Source organism: Limnospira indica PCC 8005 (assembly GCF_000973065.1).
Classification (GTDB): domain Bacteria; phylum Cyanobacteriota; class Cyanobacteriia; order Cyanobacteriales; family Microcoleaceae; genus Limnospira; species Limnospira fusiformis.
The window spans coordinates 84,472-106,059 of the sequence record NZ_FO818640.1; the positions used below are offsets into that span (position 1 = coordinate 84,472).

The following is a 21,588-nucleotide window of genomic DNA, read 5'->3' on the forward strand; positions in this document are numbered from 1 at the left end:
CAGAGGACGGGTTTATCAATCTTCTCGCCCCCAGATAGTCGCCACTGTCGAACCCACAGAGCCGAGACAGAGGGCGGGTTTATCAATCTTCTCGCCTCCAGATAGGCTGAACATTGGAACCCGCCCCTACATGATCATCCATTATCCGTAAATGCTCTCGGAACTGGAGGATGAAGAATCTGGACTACTACCTTTCACCCTGGCTTTAGCTTTAGCCGCACTGCGCTTGAGAGCCTGTAAACGTGCTTCATAACGGGCTCTTTGTCGCTTTTTGGGTGTTTGTTCAATTAACGTCTTTAAGGCACTACCAAGGCTCTTGTAGGCGTTGGGGAGTGTATAACCAAAACGAGATGCGATCGCGATCGCCTTTTCATCAGCTTCGATCGCTTCGATAAGGGTTCGCTCCCCATTATTTTTCTGATACAAGCGATAGCCAGAAACTCCACACAGAGCCAGAGCCAGCAATAACAGCAGTCCATCCTGTACCCACAGTTCTCCCACCGCACCCCCTAAACCAATAGCCAGGGCTGCCATTTCCCAGCCATCTCTGGGGATAGTATCATTTTGAATGCGGGCGACTTCGTGCCAAAATAACAGGTTACGCTGGTCTAGGGCTAGTTGTTCCCAGCGAACTAAATCAATTTGAATCTCTACTTGATCTTTGCCAATTTCTTCTGAGCGAATCAATAGCGGGTTAACCTCAATGGTTTTCTCCACAGTTACCCAACTCTGTAATTCAGGGGGTAGCAAACTTTTCAGTCGCCGGAGTTCGCTCATTTCAGATTTGGCGGTCGAGGTTGCGTATGATGTCATGGTTCCCGCTCTATGCAGTTTATATCTATTCTGACACAGATACATTCAACCCAGAAAAATCCTGCCAAGGGCGGGAAGTTTCTGAGTATGGCACCATCTGAAGTGAAGTAATCACGCCAGATGATGTGTCACTCATTGAGCCTTTAACACTTAGGTTAAAAGCGCTATTGTTGAGTCCATTCTGGTGGCCTATTCAACTGCTGACTGCAATATAGCTATAGTCAGCTACTTGATAGTTCGGCAAACCACCTTTGGTTATGGCTTAACTGATACATTTACGCGACATTTTTCCGGTTGTTCCCGGACAATGCGACGATAGCACTATTACCCGTTAAGGTAACAGAGGCGGTATCCCGCAAAGCTTTTAGAAAGATTCCCAAAGCACCGTTCCAGTCCCGTGGTAGATTGAACCCGCACTCCGGACATCGGAACACTTTTGAGCCACCTAGCTGGGAATGGACATGACCACAGTGAGTACAGGTTTTGCTGGTGTATTCTTCGGTCACATCTACAACTGTTCAGTTATTTCCCCTTGATGTCTCAGGGTTAGTTTGAATCGATAATGCGCCCATTTCAGCATGGCGCGGGCAGTCTTAGACCTGATTAGACGCTTCACCTTGGCAACCATATTGGAAGTCTCGAAGGGGGGCAAAAAAATCAGGCTGTGTTATGGGATAGCCAGGGATGCGACCCAATTAACCAAGGGGTTGAAGTCCTCACCGGGTAGTCCCCACGCCCATTTCAGCTCGATTTCATACCCGAAGGTCTCGCAGGTAGGGGTCGAGAGGGAAGTCGCCTTCCCCTACTCCCATTCAAAACCGTGCTTGATACTTTCGCATCACACGGCTCCTGATGTAGATACCCCTTGGCAACGGGAACAGGGTTACCAACCCCTGCTTTTGTACTTCAACTTTTGGAGCTAAATACAACATCGTAGTGTTTAAACTCGCTTTCGCCGTTAAACTCCTGTTGATTGCAGTAACTATATCTACACCGTGACTAGTGGGCATATCCTAACCATTACAATTAGGCATTGGCTTTCAGTCACATCCCTTCCCCTTAAAGGCATACGATTACACTTTCACTACTCAACAAGATGTACCTGCCGAGAGCCTAAAAAAAGGGGTTTAAACGTTCCGTTTATATGGGCATTCCATCTTTAGACTTGTCCTTTCCACCGGGGTACTTAAAAAGGTCTGTGTAGGTGTTGTATGGAAAACCCTACTTTTCCCCTTGCTCTTTTGAGCGCAGCGTGGCAACCTATTACGCTACTCAATAATGACGATGGTTCAAGCCAGACATTCGGTTTCCCTAGTCATGGATGGTTGGCAGTGGTCGCATTTGGTAGTAGGTTCTACTTCACGCCTTCCGTTCCCCGCTTCAATCCCAAGGTTGTGTATCCTGAAACTGGGGGTGGCTATCGCCTTTACTCTCTACTCCCTGATTTCTCAGTTTGTTTATGACCTTGAGTCCCCTGCCTTGCTCAGATTTCTCCAAGCGTCGGGACATATAAACAGTTATGGGATGGTCAGGGATGTGAATCCCTTATATTCCACAAAGGGGTGGAAGTCCCACTAGGAGGCTATTTCGGGCATTGCATCCCTATTTCACTCCTAAACGTCTCGCACCCATACTTGGTATTATACCGTATTGCCGTCAAATGTTAACCTAATTTGAGATTAAATCATGCTCCATAGACTACCATACTTAGAAAAATATTTCCCGAAATATCTAGTTCGGAACCAGTGAATCCCCCTCTAATCAACAACACCCGCCAATTAGCGACAATTCTCAACTTAAACTGTGGCAGGAATTGGCGCTGTTCTGACCATAATACCTGTTTTTTGCTCAATTTCTTGGGCGAAGTGGTGCAGAATTTCGGGAACTACGCAACGCAGCGCGCGCACTTGATAAGGACGATTGGCGCTTGATGTATGGTTTTCACGACCATCGAGTTGTCGTTGTACTGGTTTAGGACGGGTAGGGGTGTTTAATTGGATTTCCCTAGGTGCAACAGCAGTTATTAAGCTAATATACTCTCTTCTGGTAGACTCGTCCCAAGGAGAAAGCAGCATGGTTTGAATCCCTATTTCTCCCTGATAGTGCTGGCGAAATTCCAGTAGTCCGGCGATAATGTGGTCGAAGTCTATACCGGGGACAGGTCGGTTCACCCGTCTGAGTTGGTCTGATGATACCCCATCTAGTTTGATAGATACTTTATCTGCGATCGCCAAATCCGATCGCACCTGGGGGTCATTTAAGGTAGTACCATTAGTCAGAACTAGAGTAGGGCGCGCGGTCAAGGTCTTAATTCCTGTTAAAATTTCTCCCAAATTCGCGGCCAATGTCGGTTCACCACTACCGCTGAGGGTAATCACATCTACCGACCAGGGGGCAAAATTTTCTAGGCTGGTCAAAATCTCGGCGCATGGTACATAAATCATGCGATCGCTCGTTTTCTGTTCAATTTCCCCAAGCTGACAGTAAACGCAGTTAAATGAACAGGTAGAAACCACCCCAATTGGGTCAATTCCTAGCGATCGCCCATAACGCCAGGAGGACACCGGACCATAGACCGGGGTGAATGATGGGTGTAATGCAATTGTCGAATCAATCATCAGAAATTTCCCCCGAAACCGGTATCAGCAAGAGTCCCACTAACCATCCGGTGGGAACTCTCTTGATTACTATTCTTCCTCTGATTCAGCCCAACTGGTTACTTTACCGTTTTCTTGGACCTGAATCAGATGGATGTGTTTATATCCTAGTTTAATCTCAAACTCATCACCTGTTCCCAATCCCATTTCCTTAGTATAAGTCGAGCCGATCACAATTTGACCATTTTTGTGAACACTGACCGTATAGGTAGCATCCCGACCCCTACCGTCTTTGGGAGTCTCTGAATTAAAGGGAATTCCCCGCGCTTCCAGTAAAGCATCATAAAAATCCGTGAGATTCACCCTGACTTCACCATCTTTTATGGTGTAATACCCGCACAGTCTGGCGGTTTCTCGCCGGGGAATATCTGAAAGTTCTTTGACTTTTTGAAGCAAATCCTTTCCGACTAACGGGGTTGTTGCTGCTTGTGACATTGCGAAATACCTTTTATAACTCGGAAGTATTAATAAACTTACTCTGTAGCATTCCTTAATTATCTATGAATCAGTAAACCTTCTCAAGTTCAGCTAACCATTTCCTTAGTCCGGTAATGGTAACATGACAGATATTTTTGGGTGATTCCGAGTTAACTAAGGATGCCTGATGCAGTTTTTACCCGCATCAAACACCATAATATCTTTAAAACAATCATTTTGACAAACACAGTTAGATTATCGGTATCTGTGAGCCTTATCTGGGGATATCTATTGGGCTAGAAATCTTTTTTAATACGTCAATCATTCAATCTTAGCTGTTTAGCATCAATTGTGGCACTGAAGACAGTTGCACAATATTCGGCAATTATGGTCTAATCCAAGTTCTAAAAAAGCCTGTTACAGTTATCCAAGTTCTAAAAAAGCCTGTTACAGTTATCCAAGTTCTAAAAAAGCCTGTTACAAATTAGCAGATATCCAAGGGAGATGGGGGAGGGAAAACAGTATAGCAGCCCGATCTAACTATACTGAAGTTCCCGCCGGGAGAGTCATTATGGTATGAAACCCCCTATTTTATTGATCCAAGCCGAGGTGGCGCTGAATATGTTTGAGGGTTTGATAAATTTCGGGGAGTCGTTTACGAATGGCGGAATTTTTCAGATAAAGTTTATTGTCAATGGCTGGGGAGTCTGAGACAATAGCGCCTGGTTTAACATCGCTGTGAATACCAGCTTGCGCGGTAGCGATCGCACCATTACCAATTTTAGCTTGATTAGCAATTCCCACCTGACCGGCGAGAATAACGCGATCGCCAACAGTGACACCACCAGCTAACCCGACTTGCGCGGCGAAAGCACAACCAGAACCAATCTTACAGCCATGACCAATATGGACTAAATTATCTAATTTGGTCTGGCTCCCGATACGAGTTTCTCCGACGGCTGGACGGTCTATGGTGCTGTTACAACCTACACTCACGCCATTTTCAAGTACCGTAATTCCTGATTGTTCCATTTTTAGCCAACCGTCTGGGGTGGGGACAAAGCCAAAACCTTCAGCGCCAATGACTGCGCCACTATGAATAGTGCAATCTGCGCCAATCTCAGTACGTTCGTGGATAGTACAGTTAGCATGGAGTATTGTGCGATCGCCAATTTGAACTTGGGGATAAATGACGACATTGGGATGAATACAGACATCATCGCCGATTTTCGCCCCAGACCGAATCACTACATGGGGACCAATATGCACACGGGAACCGAGTTTAACATCAGGTGCAATGGTTGCTGTGGGGTGAATTTCCGACCTAGGATGATAGGGTTGATAAAATAAGGCGATCGCCCTCGCAAATAGTAAACGTGGGGATTCTGTGGACATCCAAGCTAGTCCTTTTGCGATCGCTTGAGCTTGTAAAGCCTCATCAACAGGCAAAATCACCGCATCAGCTTTCGTGGTAGCCAAATAATGGGCAAACTTTTGTCCTTCGATATAACTGAGAGTACCAGCCTGAGCCTCATCAATGGCTGCTACACCATGAATAACGGGATCTGTGCGATCGCTCAATTCGAGACTGTCGCTAACTACTCCATCTTTTAATTGCTGTAGGAGATCACTAAATTTCATCGCTCATCAAAGTTATAGTAACCTTTAGAGAATAGCCAATCTGTGTGCGTCACGGGACATTCCGGGGCTGGTTTTCCCCAAAGCTAACCGACTTCAAGCCCGACGACAGGAGAAACCGATAGCTTTTGGGTTGTTGTTGATGTCATGACGCTAGGTTATCGCCATGAGTCAGTTTTGCGGTATAGTATGGGGATGCTGTGCTATGGCACAGTTTGGAATGGCAGGGGTAGGCTGCTAAAACCTATCTCCACCCCTAATAGGAGTTGATCATGACGGATAAACACCAGCGCGATATGCGTCGTCATGCTGCCGAAGAGTTCGTTAAATCCTTTCAACAGGAGTTACTTGAGGCATTCCAACAAGAAAATGAGTCATCGGAGGAAGCCCTCTCTCTCGATCATTCCCCCGTGGAACGCCGGAGAGATCATTATCCTTCGAGTCCTATTAGTCTGTCGGAACTTGAGGAGGCTATTTCGGACATTGAGCAGTTTTTGGAAAGCCGACAGGAACACCCTTCTAGTTCAGAGACTCTCCGGGAAACAAAATCAGAGGAAGATTAACTGGAAGGCGGGTTAAGTGTCGAGTCGTTGACGCTGCGCTTCATATAATATCAAGGCTGCACAAATAGCCACATTCAGAGATTCAACATTCCCCAACAGAGGGACCCTAATATGATAGTCAGCGAGGCTGTTTAAATCTGGGGATAAGCCAGAACCCTCATTTCCCAAGACGATCGCTGTAGGTTGGCGCAAGTCAATTTCCCAGTAGCTTAGGGAAGCGTCCGCGCGGGTGGCTACAACTTGTATACCCTGTTTCTGACTATTGCTTAGTTGGGTGATCAGGTCGGAATGGACGGCTATGGGAACCTCAAACCAAGCACCAGCAGAGGCGCGGAGGACTTTGGGATGGGTTGGGTCAACGCTATCACTACTTAACCATAATCCCTCAACTCCGGCGGCTGTGGCTGTACGGATCATGGTTCCTAGGTTGCCAGGATCTTGCACGGTTTCTAGGACTAGGCCTAAACTGGTGATGGGAACTGGGGTTTGGTCTTGGCGGCGGGCGATCGCTACTACTCCGTCAGGGTTGACTGTGGTGGTCATGGCTACTATCAGGCGATCGCTCACCTGTTCAGTGCGATCTGCCGTTTTTACTGCCAATTCCCACAGTTCCGGGTGACGTTCCTGCCATTGGGGGGTACAGCAAAGGGTGATGATCTCCCAATTCACAGCACAAGCCGCCTCTATTAGGTGGGTTCCTTCTAGGATGAATAGTCCCTCCTCTCGTCTGGCTTTGGCTGTATGTAACTGGCGAATTTGCTTAACTAAGGGGTTTTGTAGGCTGGTTAGCATTTAACTTGACGTGGGGGCGCAAATTGGATTTGGGCATCGTCTCATTTACTCAGACAAACTTTTGGCTGGTTTGATGTTTTCTTCTGCCTTGATGGTCTCCCCTTTTCGGAAACTGAAAAACCACTTTGATCTGATCGGATGGGGACAAAAATTATGTTTTTGAATACTCAATTATTGGGTTTATGCCGACAAAATACCAGGAAATCGCCTACTCTGTCAAGCTCTTTCCAGCGATGCGGTTCCCTGGTTAATAGGCGATCGCCCATTGCTATATCAAAACCTCATATTCCTAGCCTGTGCTTGCGCCTCCTGTACTTGTCGTCTGAGTTCCTCTGTGGTTATGTTTTCCTGTTGGTCTAGCTGGTTTTGTTGGTTGAGGAAGTTCTGGAAGTTCTGCTGCTGTTGCTGAAGCTGGTTGTTGAGGGCGGCGGTGGTTTGGTTTTGGCTGCGGTCGCGCGCCTCTTGGGTTCTAACATAATCCTGAAACTGCTGTTGTTGCTGTTGTTGCTGCGCCGCCAAATTAGCGATCGCATCGGCCACATTCATCCCCCCCGTCCCGCCGACCATTAAAGCCGCGGCTGTTACAGCTCCGGTCACGTTGACGTTAGCAGTTTGAATGTCAATTTTGCGGGTACGATCATCAATGCGGATGCGCTGATGGCCAGATGTCACTATCTCTATACTGCGATCGCTATCATTAAGCCTAATTTGATGACCGCCACTGGTTTGAATATACACCCCATCCTGGCTAGTCCGACTTAGATCCTCCTCCACAAACTGGATTTTATGGCCGCTGGGAGTAGTGAAACTTCGCAGCCGCACTTTCCCCCGATTAGAAATAGTCTCCTCAACCGGGTCTGGGGGACTATCCTTGCCGTTCCATACCCCACCAATGCAGTATGGACGGTGGATATCTCCATGTTCAAAAGCCACTAGCACCTCATCATTAATTTCTGGGAGACAGTAAAAGCCTCGGTTTCGTCCAGCACCAAGACCCACAACCCTAGCCCAGGCGCTGGCGTGGGCGCTCCCGTCCCCTTCTGGGGTCAGGGTCGGAAATTTCACTCGCACACGCCCAAGACCCTCTGGGTCATAGTTATGAGTAACAATACCCACTAGATGGGTTTGCCCCGGTTTCAAACCTATTTTGGGGGAAAGGGTTGTCAAAATTGAACCGCCCCGTAACCCCCTCACACTAAATTCCGTGCTGTATCTCCCTTCTTGATACAGGTGGCGGGTTTCGGTAATGTAATATCTACCGCTATAACGCCCCATTCCAGTTAATTCCACCACTTTCCCTACCCGAATATTCGGGTTTCCCGGAGCATGGGAGTCGGCTTGCACAAATTCTCCCTCGAGTTCGTTATAGAGGGCTTGAGCCATCAAGTCCGCCGCTTTGGGACTGGAAACAGGCTGATCTACAACAATCATTTTCGGCGGCGGGAAGTTGCTGCCAAAAAGTCCCGTGGTTAAGGGAGCGCCACCTGATGACCTCCGTTGAAACTGACTCGACCACCCCTCCTGGGAATTACCCTCGATTTGAGTGATTTTTTCCGAGCGATCGGCTACCGAGACAATCGGCTGTTTTCTAGTATAATCCCAGCTTCGCACTTCCACTGAGTCAACCTGTTCCGCACTGGTGACTCGGACTCGAAAACTTTCAAAGTCTGTTAGCCATTTCAGTCTCAAAATATCCCCTCCCTGGGGGCGACGGAAAAATAGTTTCCCATCTTGAACAAATAATTCAAATCCAATTCTAGCCGCTCTGTCCCGCAGGAATTCCATATTGGTCTGGTTTTCCTGAAAAACGTAGGCTTGTTTTTCTCCGCTCGGATCGATTCTCCCTTGCTCAATTCCGACTTCTCTCGCGATTTTGACAACTATATCACTATCGGTATAGTCCTGGAAAGAACGGTTATAACGCCCTCGGTGCAGACGATGGGAAATGTCATAACCCCGAACTATAATCGGTGCTTGGGTGTCGCTGGTAAAGTGGGTTTCAATCGCGGTAATTTCGCCTTCGATAATGTAGTCTTTTTGTTCTTGGTTGAATTCTGGCGACTCCGTTGTGCTACCTTGAAAACCAATCTTGACTTTTTTGCCAATTTGTAGCAGGGGATCGTGTTGCCATGTTTGGCTTTCGTCATCTACCGGAACGTAGGGATTATTGATAGCCAGTGTGAACATCCCCGGTAGGTGCAAACTCTCTTCTACCGAAATTTGCAGCAAATCATTCATTAAAGCCGACAGGGATGATTGGTCGGCTCCTTCAATTTGCAACAGAGGACTGGAAACATACAGACTGCGATCGCTTGCCATGGCTACAATGATATGTTATTATTTACTGATAATTTTACGACGCTCACTAAAACTGCGATCGGCAACCCCCAGATCCACTTCTTTCAGCTTAATCGTCACTCGGGCGCGTACTGGTGTACCATCTGGTTTAAACATCGTCAATTTATAATCTAAACTTTCCACCATACAACGCATATAATTTTTATCCCCCCAAATTAAGTAGTAAACCGGGGGTCGTCGCAGCTCTAGGGCTTGTGTTTCAATATCTCCCCCACCATATTCAGCCACCTCCATGGCATTCGCATTCACCCCTAACAAGTTACTAGACAGGCTAGATACAGCCGATTGAATTACAGTATTAGTAACACTAGCTTTGACCAATCTTTCACTGTAGCCGCCTTCTTTACTAAATGGATCTTTAAAAGAACTGAAGTCTACAGTATCCAGAATAGGCTGGATTTTATTCAATACATTTTCACCGGTTTCATAGGTATCAAACACCAGATCAGTTAACGTCAATTGGTAGGGTTCTACAAAACCAAAGTTCACCTTCGGTAAACCTCTACTTGTCCGCGCTCCCTTGATATCTTCAATCGAAACAGACCTACTTAACTGCAAGTCTGTAGGGTTAAACTGGAACCTGATAATTTTAGCGCCTTCTCCACTTCTAGGAATCAGAGCAGCTTTGACCAATTTACCACTTTTGAACCCAGATCTTTGATAAAGAGAACTGGCGTCAGACTCTTTCCTTGTCTCTAGAGCTAAATACTGCTGATCTCGAATTTTGTCATATCTAGCTGCTTCTTGAAGCAAGGCAATATCGGCTGTACTTGTCGCGACATCCTTAGCCAAATTACTGAGCCATGAATTCTCTTTTGTCATAATTAAGCCACTTGTAAAATTTAACAACAATCAAGATGATACATAATTAAGATTCGGACTTTTTATAGTCAATTATTTATGATAATACCATACTTTTTGATAAATACGATAACAATTTAACTTTTCTTTATATTTCAACCAAACTTTGAATATGTTTACTTACCAAGGAAAACGTCCAGAAGACCTATGGGAACCATAACGTTCTCGTTCCACTTGAAATCGCTGACAAATAAAGCCATATATTTCTCTAGCTAGTGCTTCGAGATGTTCAGATGTGACGACTTCTTGTTGTTTAGATTCGGCTTTTTCCTGTTCATTGTAATTCCTGTTATATTGGGCTTTAATATTTTCATCTAATTCATAAATATCTTGCTGGTTTAATGGTTCAACTTTATGAGACCTTTGTGATGATACTTGTTGCTTTAATTTTGCTCTATCTTGAATAGTTTTTTGCATCATTTCTTTAACAGAAGATGGCTTATTGTAAAAATCAGAAGACAAAATATCACCCTTGGTACTCACCTGAACATTATCTGGAATATATTTATTTTTAGGTACTACCAAACTTTTCAGTCTTGATTGGTTTAATCCTAATTTTTCCTGATTTTTCATCAATTCTTGATGATTATCCGGAGACTGTGGTACTACACCACGCGGTTGAAAATCAACATTATGTCGGTTATTTTTCATTAATTTTTGTTTATTTAAAGGTTTATTTTTATCATATTTTTTCTGGTTATTTTTTGTAATAAATCCTGGCTTATTTATGTTTTTAATAAACCTTTGAATCTCAGGGATTCCTCCATTGATAAGCATTTCTTTAACCGTTTTATTACTATCAGATAAACCAGGGTTTATATCTGATTTAGGTTGAAAAAATAATGAATTAGTATCAGATATACCATCCGTTATATCTCCCGAATTGGAAGTTTCCGATTGTGGTTGAATTGTGGAATCATGAGAAGCGATCGCATTATTAACATCTCCCGAATCCGAGGTTTCCGAGAGTCTCGGAATTGGAGATGAATCAGAAGTTTCCGAGAGTCTCTGAATTGTGGAATCATGAGAAGCGATCGCATTATTGACATCTCCCGAATCCGAGGTTTCTGGGAGTCTCTGAATTGGGGAGTCATGAGAAGCGATCGCATTTACATCCACCGAATCCGAGGTTTCCGAGACTCGTTGAATTGAGGAGTCATGAGAAGCGATCGCATTTACATCCACCGAATCGGAAGTTTCTGGGAGTCTTTGAATTGGAGATGAATCGGAAGTTTCTGGGAGTCTCTGAATTGGGGAGTCATGAGAAGCGATCGCATTTACATCCACCGAATCCGAGGTTTCCGAGACTCGTTGAATTGAGGAGTCATGAGAAGCGATCGCATTTACATCCACCGAATCGGAAGTTTCTGGGAGTCTTTGAATTGGAGATGAATCGGAAGTTTCTGGGAGTCTCTGAATTGAGGAGTCATGAAAAGCGATCGCATTACTTATATCTTCCACCGAATCCGAGGTTTCCGAGACTCGTTGAATGGAAGGAGAGTCATCAGAAGCGATCGCATTTACATCCACCGAATCGGAAGTTTCTGGGAGTCTCTGAATTGGAGATGAATCGGAAGTTTCTGGGAGTCTCTGAATTGGGGAGTCATGAGAAGCGATCGCATTATTTACATCTCCCGAATCCGAGGTTTCTGGGAGTCTCTGAATTGAGGAGTCATCAGAAGCGATCGCATTTACATCCACCGAATCCGAGGTTTCCGAGACTCGTTGAATTGGAGATGAATCGGAAGTTTCTGGGAGTCTCTGAATTGGGGAGTCATGAGAAGCGATCGCATTACTTATATCTTCCACCGAATCCGAGGTTTCCGAGACTCGTTGAATGGAAGGAGAGTCATGAGAAGCGATCGCATTATTTACACCCACCGAATCCGAAGTTTCTGGGAGTCTCTGAATTGGAGATGAATCGGAGGTGTCCGAGAGTCTCTGAATTGAGGAGTCATGAAAAGCGATCGCATTACTTATATCTTCCACCGAATCCGAAGTTTCTGGGAGTCTCTGAATTGGGGAGTCATGAGAAGCGATCGCATTATTGACATCTCCCGAATCCGAGGTTTCTGGGAGTCTCTGAATTGGGGAGTCATGAGAAGCGATCGCATTATCATCCACCGAATCCGAGGTTTCCGAGAGTCGTTGAATGGAAGGGGAGTCATGAGAAGCGATCGCATTTACATCCACCGAATCGGAAGTTTCTGGGAGTCTCTGAATTGGAGATGAATCGGAGGTGTCCGAGAGTCTCTGAATTGAGGAGTCATGAAAAGCGATCGCATTACTTATATCTTCCACCGAATCCGAGGTTTCCGAGACTCGTTGAATGGAAGGAGAGTCATGAGAAGCGATCGCATTATTTACACCCACCGAATCCGAAGTTTCTGGGAGTCTCTGAATTGGGGAGTCATCAGAAGCGATCGCATTTACATCCACCGAATCGGAAGTTTCTGGGAGTCTCTGAATTGGAGATGAATCGGAAGTTTCTGGGAGTCTCTGAATTGGGGAGTCATGAGAAGCGATCGCATTACTTATATCTTCCACCGAATCCGAGGTTTCCGAGACTCGTTGAATGGAAGGAGAGTCATGAGAAGCGATCGCATTATTTACACCCACCGAATCCGAAGTTTCTGGGAGTCTCTGAATTGGGGAGTCATCAGAAGCGATCGCATTTACATCCACCGAATCGGAAGCTGCTGCGAGTCTCTGAATTGGAGATGAATCGGAAGATTCTGGGAGTCTCTGAATTGGGGAGTCATCAGAAGCGATCGCATTATTTACATCCGCCGAATCCGAAGTTTCTGGGAGTCTCTGAATTGGGGAGTCATGAGAAGCGATCGCATTATTTACATCCACCGAATCCGAAGTTTCTGGGAGTCTCTGAATTGGGGAGTCATGAGAAGCGATCGCATCATTGACATCTCCCGAATCGGAAGTTTCCGGGAGTCTCTGAATTGTGGAGTCATCAGAAGCGATCGCATTATTGACATCTCCCGAATCCGAGGTTTCCGAGAGTCTCTGAATTGGGGAGTCATGAGAAGCGATCGCATTACTTATATCTTCCACCGAATCCGAGGTTTCCGAGACTCGTTGAATGGAAGGGGAGTCATGAGAAGCGATCGCATTATTGACATCTCCCGAATCCGAGGTTTCCGAGAGTCTTTGAATTGAGGAGTCATGAGAAGCGATCGCATTTACATCCACCGAATCGGAAGTTTCTGGGAGTCTCTGAATTGGAGATGAATCGGAAGTTTCTGGGAGTCTCTGAATTGGGGAGTCATGAGAAGCGATCGCATTACTTATATCTTCCACCGAATCCGAGGTTTCCGAGAGTCGTTGAATGGAAGGGGAGTCATGAGAAGCGATCGCATTATTGACATCTCCCGAATCCGAGGTTTCCGAGAGTCTTTGAATTGGGGAGTCATGAGAAGCGATCGCATTTACATCCACCGAATCGGAAGTTTCTGGGAGTCTCTGAATTGGAGATGAATCGGAGGTGTCCGATTGTCGTTGAATCGAAGGGGAATCACCAGAAGCGGTCGCATTATTTACACCCACCGAATCCGAAGTTTCTGGGAGTCTCTGAATTGGAGATGAATCGGAGGTGTCCGAGAGTCTCTGAATTGTGGAATCACCAGAAGCGATCGCATTACTTATATCTTCCACCGAATCCGAGGTTTCCGAGAGTCGTTGAATGGAAGGGGAGTCATGAGAAGCGATCGCATTTACATCCACCGAATCGGAAGTTTCTGGGAGTCTCTGAATTGGAGATGAATCGGAAGTTTCTGGGAGTCTCTGAATTGGGGAGTCATGAGAAGCGATCGCATTACTTATATCTTCCACCGAATCCGAAGTTTCTGGGAGTCTTTGAATTGCAGAGGAATGAGAAGCGATCGGATTACTTATATCTTCCACCGAATCCGAAGTTTCCAATAGTCTTTGAATGGCGGAATCAGCAGAAGCGATCGCATTATTTCTATCTTCAGCCGCATCCGAAGATGTCGTGTATCTTAAAATTCGAGATGAGGCAGGAGCAGCGATCTTTTTTTTTATATTTTCCAAATAAGAAGTTTCGTATATTTTTAAATTAATTAATTCATAAGAAGCAATGTTATTTTTATCTTCAACCGAATCCGAAATTTCCGAGAGTCTTTTAATACTGGAGTCATGAGAAGCGATCGCATTACTTATATCTTCCACCGAATCCGAAGTTTCTGGGAGTCTCTGAATTGTGGAGTCATGAGAAGCGATCGCATTACTTATATCTTCCACCGAATCCGAGGTTTCCGAGACTCGTTGAATGGAAGGAGAGTCATGAGAAGCGATCGCATTACTTATATCTTCCACCGAATCCGAGGTTTCCGAGACTCGTTGAATGGAAGGAGAGTCATGAGAAGCGATCGCATCATTGACATCTCCCGAATCTGAGGTGTCCAATTTTCGTTGAATGGAAGGGGAATCACCAGAAGCGATCGCATTTACATCCACCGAATCGGAAGTTTCTGGGAGTCTCTGAATTGGAGATGAATCGGAGGTGTCCGAGAGTCTCTGAATTGTGGAATCACCAGAAGCGATCGCATTACTTATATCTTCCACCGAATCCGAAGTTTCCGGGAGTCTCTGAATTGGGGAGTCATGAGAAGCGATCGCATTACTTATATCTTCCACCGAATCGGAAGTTTCTGGGAGTCTCTGAATTGGAGATGAATCGGAGGTGTCCGAGAGTCTCTGAATTGTGGAATCACCAGAAGCGATCGCATTACTTATATCTTCCACCGAATCCGAAGTTTCTGGGAGTCTCTGAATTGGGGAGTCATCAGAAGTGATCGCATTATTGACATCTCCCGAATCCGAGGTTTCCGAGAGTCTTTGAATTGGGGAGTCATGAGAAGCGATCGCATTACTTATATCTTCCACCGAATCCGAAGTTTCTGGGAGTCTCTGAATTGGGGAGTCATGAGAAGCGATCGCATTATTTACATCTCCCGAATCAGAGGTTTCTGGGAGTCTCTGAATTGGAGATGAATCCGAGGTTTCCGAGAGTCTCTGAATTGTGGAGTCATGAGAAGCGATCGCATTTACATCCACCGAATCGGAAGTTTCTGGGAGTCTTTGAATTGGAGATGAATCGGAAGTTTCTGGGAGTCTCTGAATTGAGGAGTCATGAAAAGCGATCGCATTTACATCTCCCGAATCCGAGGTTTCCGAGACTCGTTGAATTGAGGAGTCATGAAAAGCGATCGCATTTACATCCACCGAATCGGAAGTTTCTGGGAGTCTCTGAATTGGAGATGAATCCAAAGTTTCTGGGAGTCTCTGAATTGGGGAGTCATGAGAAGCGATCGCATTACTTATATCTTCCACCGAATCCGAGGTTTCCGAGACTCGTTGAATGGAAGGAGAGTCATGAGAAGCGATCGCATTTACATCTCCCGAATCCGAGGTTTCCGAGACTCGTTGAATTGAGGAGTCATGAAAAGCGATCGCATTTACATCCACCGAATCGGAAGTTTCTGGGAGTCTCTGAATTGGAGATGAATCCAAAGTTTCTGGGAGTCTCTGAATTGGGGAGTCATGAGAAGCGATCGCATTACTTATATCTTCCACCGAATCCGAGGTTTCCGAGACTCGTTGAATGGAAGGAGAGTCATGAGAAGCGATCGCATTATTTACATCTCCCGAATCAGAGGTTTCTGGGAGTCTCTGAATTGGAGATGAATCCGAGGTTTCCGAGAGTCTCTGAATTGTGGAGTCATGAGAAGCGATCGCATTATTAACATCTGCCGAATCCGAGGTTTCCGAGAGTCTTTGAATTGTGGAGTCATCAGAAGCGGTCGCATTACTTATATCTTCCACCGAATCCGAAGTTTCTGGGAGTCTCTGAATTGGGGAGTCATGAGAAGCGATCGCATTACTTATATCTTCCACCGAATCCGAAGTTTCTGGGAGTCTCTGAATTGGGGAGTCATGAGAAGCGATCGCATTACTTATATCTTCCACCGAATCCGAGGTTTCCGAGACTCGTTGAATGGAAGGAGAGTCATGAGAAGCGATCGCATTATTTACACCCACCGAATCCGAAGTTTTTGGGAGTCTCTGAATTGGGGAGTCATCAGAAGCGATCGCATTACTTATATCTTCCACCGAATCCGAAGTTTCTGGGAGTCTCTGAATTGGGGAGTCATGAGAAGCGATCGCATTACTTATATCTTCCACCGAATCCGAAGTTTCCGAGAGTCTCTGAATTGTGGAGTCATGAGAAGCGATCGCATTACTTATATCTTCCGCCGAATCCGAGGTTTCCGAGACTCGTTGAATGGAAGGAGAGTCATGAGAAGCGATCGCATTATTGACATCTCCCGAATCCGAGGTTTCCGAGAGTCTTTGAATTGGGGAGTCATGAGAAGCGATCGCATTATTGACATCTCCCGAATCCGAGGTTTCCGAGAGTCTTTGAATTGGGGAGTCATGAGAAGCGATCGCATTACTTATATCTTCCACCGAATCCGAGGTTTCCGAGACTCGTTGAATGGAAGGGGAGTCATGAGAAGCGATCGCATTTACATCCACCGAATCGGAAGTTTCTGGGAGTCTCTGAATTGGGGAGTCATGAGAAGCGATCGCATTACTTATATCTTCCACCGAATCCGAGGTTTCCGAGACTCGTTGAATGGAAGGAGAGTCATGAGAAGCGATCGCATTATTTACACCCACCGAATCCGAAGTTTTTGGGAGTCTCTGAATTGGGGAGTCATCAGAAGCGATCGCATTGACATCCACCGAATCGGAAGTTTCTGGGAGTCTCTGAATTGGAGATGAATCCAAAGTTTCTGGGAGTCTCTGAATTGGGGAGTCATGAGAAGCGATCGCATTATTTACATCCACCGAATCCGAAGTTTCTGGGAGTCTCTGAATTGGGGAGTCATGAGAAGCGATCGCATTATTTACATCCACCGAATCCGAAGTTTCTGGGAGTCTCTGAATTGGGGAGTCATGAGAAGCGATCGCATCATTGACATCTCCCGAATCGGAAGTTTCCGGGAGTCTCTGAATTGTGGAGTCATCAGAAGCGATCGCATTACTTATATCTTCCACCGAATCCGAAGTTTCTGGGAGTCTCTGAATTGGGGAGTCATGAGAAGCGATCGCATTACTTATATCTTCCACCGAATCCGAAGTTTCCGAGAGTCTCTGAATTGTGGAGTCATGAGAAGCGATCGCATTACTTATATCTTCCACCGAATCCGAGGTTTCCGAGACTCGTTGAATGGAAGGAGAGTCATGAGAAGCGATCGCATTATTGACATCTCCCGAATCCGAGGTTTCCGAGAGTCTTTGAATTGGGGAGTCATGAGAAGCGATCGCATTATTGACATCTCCCGAATCCGAGGTTTCCGAGAGTCTTTGAATTGGGGAGTCATGAGAAGCGATCGCATTACTTATATCTTCCACCGAATCCGAAGTTTCTGGGAGTCTCTGAATTGTGGAGTCATGAGAAGCGATCGCATTACTTATATCTTCCACCGAATCCGAAGCTTCCGAGACTCGTTGAATGGAAGGAGAGTCATGAGAAGCGATCGCATTACTTATATCTTCCACCGAATCCGAGGTTTCCGAGACTCGTTGAATGGAAGGAGAGTCATGAGAAGCGATCGCATCATTGACATCTCCCGAATCTGAGGTGTCCAATTTTCGTTGAATGGAAGGGGAATCACCAGAAGCGATCGCATTTACATCCACCGAATCGGAAGTTTCTGGGAGTCTCTGAATTGGAGATGAATCGGAGGTGTCCGAGAGTCTCTGAATTGTGGAATCACCAGAAGCGATCGCATTACTTATATCTTCCACCGAATCCGAAGTTTCCGGGAGTCTCTGAATTGAGGAGTCATGAGAAGCGATCGCATTACTAATATCTTCCACCGAATAATAGGTTTGTCTAGAGTCGTTGAATAGAAGGGGAGTCATGAGAAGCGATCGCATTTACATCCACCGAATCGGAAGTTTCTGGGAGTCTCTGAATTGGAGATGAATCGGAAGTTTCTGGGAGTCTCTGAATTGGGGAGTCATGAGAAGCGATCGCATTACTTATATCTTCCACCGAATCCGAAGTTTCTGGGAGTCTCTGAATTGGGGAGTCATGAGAAGCGATCGCATTACTTATATCTTCCACCGAATCCGAAGTTTCCGAGAGTCTCTGAATTGAGGAGTCATGAGAAGCGATCGCATTACTTATATCTTCCACCGAATCCGAGGTTTCCGAGACTCGTTGAATGGAAGGAGAGTCATGAGAAGCGATCGCATTATTGACATCTCCCGAATCCGAGGTTTCCGAGAGTCTTTGAATTGGGGAGTCATGAGAAGCGATCGCATTTACATCCACCGAATCGGAAGTTTCTGGGAGTCTCTGAATTGGAGATGAATCGGAAGTTTCTGGGAGTCTCTGAATTGGGGAGTCATGAGAAGCGATCGCATTACTTATATCTTCCACCGAATCCGAGGTTTCCGAGAGTCGTTGAATGGAAGGGGAGTCATGAGAAGCGATCGCATTATTGACATCTCCCGAATCCGAGGTTTCCGAGAGTCTTTGAATTGGGGAGTCATGAGAAGCGATCGCATTTACATCCTCCGAATCGGAAGTTTCTGGGAGTCTCTGAATTGGAGATGAATCGGAGGTGTCCGATTGTCTTTGAATCGCAGCGGAATCACCAGAAGCGGCCGCATTATTTACATCCACCGAATCCGAAGTTTCTGGGAGTCTCTGAATTGCAGAAGAATCCGAAGTTTCTGGGAGTCTCTGAATTGGGGAGTCATGAGAAGCGATCGCATTATTGACATCTCCCGAATCCGAGGTTTCTGGGAGTCTCTGAATTGGGGAGTCATGAGAAGCGATCGCATTTACATCCACCGAATCCGAGGTTTCCGAGAGTCGTTGAATTGAGGAGTCATGAGAAGCGATCGCATTTACATCCACCGAATCGGAAGTTTCTGGGAGTCTCTGAATTGGAGATGAATCCGAAGTTTCTGGGAGTCTCTGAATTGGGGAGTCATGAGAAGCGATCGCATTACTTATATCTTCCACCGAATCCGAGGTTTCCGAGACTCGTTGAATGGAAGGAGAGTCATGAGAAGCGATCGCATTATTTACATCTCCCGAATCAGAGGTTTCTGGGAGTCTCTGAATTGGAGATGAATCCGAGGTTTCCGAGAGTCTCTGAATTGTGGAGTCATGAGAAGCGATCGCATTACTTATATCTTCCACCGAATCGGAAGTTTCTGGGAGTCTCTGAATTGGAGATGAATCGGAGGTGTCCGAGAGTCTCTGAATTGTGGAATCACCAGAAGCGATCGCATTACTTATATCTTCCACCGAATCCGAAGTTTCTGGGAGTCTTTGAATTGTGGAGTCATGAGAAGCGATCGCATTACTTATATCTTCCACCGAATCCGAGGTTTCTGGGAGTCTCTGAATTGGAGATGAATCCGAAGTTTCTGGGAGTCTCTGAATTGGGGAGTCATGAGAAGCGATCGCATTATTTACATCCACCGAATCCGAAGTTTCTGGGAGTCTCTGAATTGGGGAGTCATCAGAAGCGATCGCATTATTTACATCCACCGAATCCGAAGTTTCTGGGAGTCTCTGAATTGGGGAGTCATGAGAAGCGATCGCATCATTGACATCTCCCGAATCGGAAGTTTCCGGGAGTCTCTGAATTGTGGAGTCATCAGAAGCGATCGCATTACTTATATCTTCCACCGAATCCGAAGTTTCTGGGAGTCTCTGAATTGGGGAGTCATGAGAAGCGATCGCATTACTTATATCTTCCACCGAATCCGAGGTTTCCGAGACTCGTTGAATGGAAGGAGAGTCATGAGAAGCGATCGCATTTACATCCACCGAATCCGAAGTTTTTGGGAGTCTCTGAATTGGGGAGTCATCAGAAGCGATCGCATTTACATCCACCGAATCGGAAGTTTCTGGGAGTCTCTGAATTGGAGATGAATCGGAAGTTTCTGGGAGTCTCTGAATTGTGGAATCACCAGAAGCGATCGCATTATTTACACCCACCGAATCCGAAGTTTTTGGGAGTCTCTGAATTGGGGAGTCATCAGAAGCGATCGCATTTACATCCACCGAATCGGAAGTTTCTGGGAGTCTCTGAATTGGAGATGAATCGGAAGTTTCTGGGAGTCTCTGAATTGGGGAGTCATGAGAAGCGATCGCATTATTTACATCTCCCGAATCCGAAGTTTCTGGGAGTCTCTGAATTGGGGAGTCATGAGAAGCGATCGCATTTACATCTCCCCAATCCGAGGTTTCCGAGAGTCTCTGAATTGAGGAGTCATCAGAAGCGATCGCATTTACATCCACCGAATCGGAAGTTTCTGGGAGTCTCTGAATTGGAGATGAATCCAAAGTTTCTGGGAGTCTCTGAATTGGGGAGTCATGAGAAGCGATCGCATTACTTATATCTTCCACCGAATCCGAGGTTTCCGAGACTCGTTGAATGGAAGGAGAGTCATGAGAAGCGATCGCATTTACATCCACCGAATCGGAAGTTTCTGGGAGTCTCTGAATTGGAGATGAATCGGAAGTTTCTGGGAGTCTCTGAATTGAGGAGTCATGAAAAGCGATCGCATTATTTACATCCACCGAATCCGAAGTTTCTGGGAGTCTTTGAATTGGAGATGAATCGGAAGTTTCTGGGAGTCTCTGAATTGAGGAGTCATGAAAAGCGATCGCATTATTTACATCCACCGAATCCGAAGTTTCTGGGAGTCTCTGAATTGTGGAGTCATGAGAAGCGATCGCATTTACATCCACCGAATCGGAAGTTTCTGGGAGTCTCTGAATTAGGGATATGTCGGAAATAGGTTCAGAAGTTGAAGATTTGTATTGTCTTTGTATGGACTCAGGATTAGGGGATTTCGATTCTTCTGTTATTTTGGGGTGTTTGGGAGGATAAAATTTGTTAGATTTAGGAGATATATTATCTCCTAATATGCTTCTAAATATGGTTGACTTTGATGGTGTTGATTTTTGATAATTAACTTTTGTTTGGTCTTGATTAAGATTGTCTAATTCCTCAGATGGTGAATCTAATTCCCGGCTAATTTCAGGTGCTTCTGATGTAAAAATAGCAGATGTTTCTGTGGATTGCGGAATCGATGTTGTCTCTGCATTTGGGGTAAAATCGACAGAGTTAAGTGGCTTTTCTTGGATGACGTTTTGATTACTAAAGTTAGGCTTTGACTCTAAGAAAAAAGGACTATCCCACTCATCAAAACTTTGTAATTGTACTCCTTCACCCGCGAATAAAGATAAATCTAAAACTGATATGGAACGCGCACCCAGAGGCTGTAAAAATTTTTGACCTAATGGCGTAGGAGACATTAAAGGATTTTTTACGCCTAAATATGATGGTGAATTTATATTAGTTGATTTCACGTTATCTGGGTTTTTAGACATACAAATTAAGTGAATTTAT

The 21,588-nt window shown here is 45.5% G+C and carries 10 protein-coding genes and 1 pseudogene; 1 reads left to right on the top strand and 10 read right to left on the bottom strand.

Annotated features, from left to right (window positions below):
* Nucleotides 1-141 precede the first annotated feature (141 nt).
* From XZ46_RS00415 to lpxD, 5 genes and pseudogenes are all read right to left on the bottom strand, one after another.
* Entirely contained in the window at nt 142-813 is a 672-nt protein-coding gene (locus XZ46_RS00415) for a DUF3318 domain-containing protein (RefSeq protein WP_035759958.1), read from the bottom strand.
* Between the two features lie 275 nt (nt 814-1,088).
* A pseudogene (locus tag XZ46_RS27760) lies at nt 1,089-1,480 on the bottom strand (zinc ribbon domain-containing protein); the annotation flags it as partial.
* 1,129 nt (nt 1,481-2,609) lie between these two features.
* Nucleotides 2,610-3,431: a radical SAM protein gene (locus XZ46_RS00420; RefSeq protein WP_008055214.1), complete on the bottom strand. Its 822-nt coding sequence runs from the start codon at nt 3,429-3,431 to the stop codon at nt 2,610-2,612.
* 69 nt (nt 3,432-3,500) lie between these two features.
* Nucleotides 3,501-3,905 carry an AbrB family transcriptional regulator gene (locus tag XZ46_RS00425; protein WP_006622204.1) on the bottom strand — a complete coding sequence of 135 codons (405 nt, stop codon included), beginning with the start codon at nt 3,903-3,905 and terminating at the stop codon, nt 3,501-3,503.
* A 573-nt stretch (nt 3,906-4,478) separates the two neighbouring features.
* The gene (gene lpxD, locus XZ46_RS00430) at nt 4,479-5,528 is read right to left on the bottom strand and encodes a UDP-3-O-(3-hydroxymyristoyl)glucosamine N-acyltransferase (RefSeq protein WP_008051734.1); all 1,050 of its coding nucleotides are present in this window, start codon (nt 5,526-5,528) and stop codon (nt 4,479-4,481) included.
* A gap of 269 nt (nt 5,529-5,797) precedes the next feature.
* On the opposite strand from lpxD, the gene XZ46_RS00435 reads away from it, so the two are divergent.
* Nucleotides 5,798-6,088: a hypothetical protein gene (locus XZ46_RS00435; protein ID WP_006622201.1), complete on the top strand. Its 291-nt coding sequence runs from the start codon at nt 5,798-5,800 to the stop codon at nt 6,086-6,088.
* A gap of 12 nt (nt 6,089-6,100) precedes the next feature.
* On the opposite strand, the gene XZ46_RS00440 is transcribed toward XZ46_RS00435, so the two are convergent.
* The 5 genes from XZ46_RS00440 to XZ46_RS36145 form a co-directional block, all read right to left on the bottom strand.
* A complete protein-coding gene (locus XZ46_RS00440; protein WP_008051736.1) occupies nt 6,101-6,880 on the bottom strand; it encodes a TrmH family RNA methyltransferase in 780 nt (259 codons plus the stop codon).
* 273 nt (nt 6,881-7,153) lie between these two features.
* Nucleotides 7,154-9,199 (bottom strand): VgrG-related protein, encoded by a 2,046-nt coding sequence (locus tag XZ46_RS00445; protein WP_008051737.1) that lies wholly within the window; start codon nt 9,197-9,199, stop codon nt 7,154-7,156.
* Nucleotides 9,200-9,217: 18 nt separating this feature from the next.
* The gene (locus XZ46_RS00450; RefSeq protein WP_008051739.1) at nt 9,218-10,060 is read right to left on the bottom strand and encodes a CIS tube protein; all 843 of its coding nucleotides are present in this window, start codon (nt 10,058-10,060) and stop codon (nt 9,218-9,220) included.
* 159 nt (nt 10,061-10,219) lie between these two features.
* The gene (locus tag XZ46_RS36140) at nt 10,220-18,067 is read right to left on the bottom strand and encodes a hypothetical protein (protein WP_071829292.1); all 7,848 of its coding nucleotides are present in this window, start codon (nt 18,065-18,067) and stop codon (nt 10,220-10,222) included.
* Nucleotides 18,039-21,494 (bottom strand): hypothetical protein, encoded by a 3,456-nt coding sequence (locus tag XZ46_RS36145; protein ID WP_228116441.1) that lies wholly within the window; start codon nt 21,492-21,494, stop codon nt 18,039-18,041. The genes XZ46_RS36140 and XZ46_RS36145 overlap by 29 nt, the downstream gene beginning before the upstream one ends.
* Nucleotides 21,495-21,588: the final 94 nt, after the last annotated feature.